Source organism: Mesorhizobium sp. M7A.F.Ca.CA.002.09.1.1 (assembly GCF_003998555.1).
GTDB classification, from domain to species: Bacteria; Pseudomonadota; Alphaproteobacteria; order Rhizobiales; family Rhizobiaceae; genus Mesorhizobium; species Mesorhizobium ciceri.
Genome location: NZ_RZRR01000848.1, coordinates 1 through 2431 on the forward strand (window position 1 = coordinate 1; position 2431 = coordinate 2431).

Consider the following 2431-nt stretch of genomic DNA (forward strand, 5'->3'; position numbering starts at 1 on the left):
GCCCGATAATGCCCTTGATCTGCGACTGGATGAAGGGCTCCGGCGCATCGGTCACCGCCCAGGGCGCGGCGCGGGCGCCTTCCTGGGAGACGGTCAGATCGGCGATCTGCTGCGCCAGCCAGTCCTGATCATCCATCACCTTGACGGTGCCGCGAACCTGCACGATGGCATAATTCCAGGTCGGCACCACCTTGCCGGTCTCGCGCTTGGTCTCGTACCAGGACGGCGTCACATAGGCATCGCTGCCCTGGAAGACGATCAGTACGGTTGACGCCGGATTGTCGGCCAACAGGCGCCATTGCGGGTTGGCCCGCGCCAGATGGGCGCGCAGCCTGCCGTTCGGCCCGATTTCCGCGTCGAGCAGGAACGGGATGGCGTTGGCGACCGGCCCATCGGGTCCGTTGGAAATCAACAGGCCCAGCGGATGCGTCCGGATCAGCCCGTGCAGGATTTCCGGCCGCGTTTCCCTGAAATGAGGAGGTTCGTACATCGCCGTCCCTGCTTTCTTTGCTTATCTCAGCCGCTTCGGCCGCGGATCCGACAATTCGCCGGCCAGCCGGCGGTCGAGATAGTCGGCGCATTCCTCGAGCAGCAGGTCGGCATCGTTGGAGAAGAAATGGTTGGCGCCGGGCAACGTCTTTTGGGTGATGGTGATGCCCTTCTGCGTGTGCAGCTTGTCGACCAGGCCCTGCACATCCTTCGGCGGCGCCACCTTGTCGGCATCGCCATGGATGATCAGGCCCGATGACGGGCAGGGCGCCAGGAACGAGAAATCATAGGTGTTGGGCTGCGGCGCGATCGAGATGAAGCCTTCGATCTCGGGCCGGCGCATCAGAAGCTGCATGCCGATCCAGGATCCGAACGAGTAGCCGGCGACCCAGCAGCTCTTGGAATCGGGATGCAGCGACTGCACCCAATCCAGCGCCGCGGCAGCGTCCGACAACTCGCCGGTGCCGTGGTCGAATTCGCCCTGACTGCGGCCGATGCCGCGGAAATTGAAGCGAAGCGTGGTGAAGTCCCGCTTCTGGAACATGTAGAAGAGGTCGTAGACGATCTTGTTGTTCATCGTGCCGCCGAATTGCGGGTGCGGGTGCAGGACGATGGCAATCGGCGCGCTCTTTTCCTTGGAAGGCTGGTAGCGACCCTCCAGGCGGCCGGCAGGACCGGTGAAAATGACCTCAGGCATAAAATACTCCACTAGGTAATACGAATGCGCGGTGCCTGGAACGTTTCCTCTGGCCTTGACGCAGGGCGAGCGTCTTCTTAGAAGCTAGTTTAGAATTGTTCAAAACTGAGTGGCAAGACATCGAGCCCGGCCACCCGCGCCGCAAGCCGCGTAAATAGGACGGCTCGCCTTGGAATTTCAAGGAAATAACGCCATACGACGGCGGAATGGCTTCTGACGGGACTTGACGGACGAAAATGGCCGCAAAACGCGCCTATCTCGACTACAATGCCAGTGCGCCGCTGCTTGCCGCGGCCCGCGAAGCTATGGTCGCGGCGCTCGATGTCGCCGCCAATCCGTCATCGGTTCACGCCGAGGGGCGGGCGGCCCGCCGTCTGATCGAGACCGCAAGGCGTGACGTGGCGGCGCTCGTCAACGCCAAGCCCGAGCACGTCGTGTTCACCTCCGGTGCCACGGAAGCAGCCTCGACGCTGCTGTCACCCGACTGGCAGATGGGGCGCGGCACGGTGCGCATGAGCCGGCTTTACGTGTCGGAGGCCGATCATCCCTGCCTGTTGAACGGCGGACATTTCCCGGCAGTGCAGGTAAACCGGATCGGCGTCGACGCCAACGGTATCGCCGATCTCGACGCTTTGGCGGCAGCGCTCAGTGGTCATGACAAGAGCGAAGGCCTGCCGCTGGTTGCCATCCACGCCGCCAACAACGAGACCGGCGTCATCCAGCCGATCGATCGCATCGCCGGGATCGTCAAGGCGGCGGGCGGCATCCTCATGGTCGACGCCGTGCAGGCCGCCGGGCGTGTTTCGATCGATCTATCAGCGGGTTACGCCGATTATCTGATTCTGTCCTCGCACAAGATCGGTGGTCCCAAGGGCGTCGGCGCCATCGTCGCGGCTTCGGATCTGATGATGCCGAAGCCGTTGATCAATGGCGGCGGTCAGGAAAAGGGCCATCGCGGCGGGACTGAAAACCTCGCTGCCATTGCCGGTTTTGGCGCGGCCGCCCGCGAGGCCCTGGCCGGATTGCCGGCCATAGATGCGGTGCGCCGGCGCCGCGACGAGATCGAGGCCATCGTGAAAACGCTGGTGCCGGACGCGGAAATCTTCGGAACCGGTGCGCCAAGGCTTGCCAATACGGCATTCTTCGCTATTGCGGGCGTCAAAGCCGAAACCGCGCAGATCGCCTTCGACCTGGCCGGCGTAGCGCTGTCGGCCGGCTCTGCCTGTTCGTCCGGCAAGGTCGGAC

At 63.5% G+C, this 2431-nt stretch carries 3 protein-coding genes; 1 reads left to right on the forward strand and 2 read right to left on the reverse strand.

The window, feature by feature from the left end; genetic code table 11:
• Together EN994_RS27210 and EN994_RS27215 are read right to left on the reverse strand one after the other, a co-directional pair.
• The coding region (locus EN994_RS27210; RefSeq protein WP_164746241.1) for an FMN-binding negative transcriptional regulator at positions 1–490 on the reverse strand (490 nt) is incomplete at its 3' end.
• Positions 491–511: 21 nt separating this feature from the next.
• Positions 512–1186 (reverse strand): alpha/beta hydrolase, encoded by a 675-nt coding sequence (locus tag EN994_RS27215; protein ID WP_013532163.1) that lies wholly within the window; start codon positions 1184–1186, stop codon positions 512–514.
• Positions 1187–1422: 236 nt separating this feature from the next.
• Between EN994_RS27215 and EN994_RS27220 the strand changes: the two genes are divergently transcribed.
• Positions 1423–2431, forward strand: a 1009-nt coding sequence (locus EN994_RS27220; protein WP_164746242.1) for a cysteine desulfurase family protein, incomplete at its 3' end; no start/stop codon positions are given.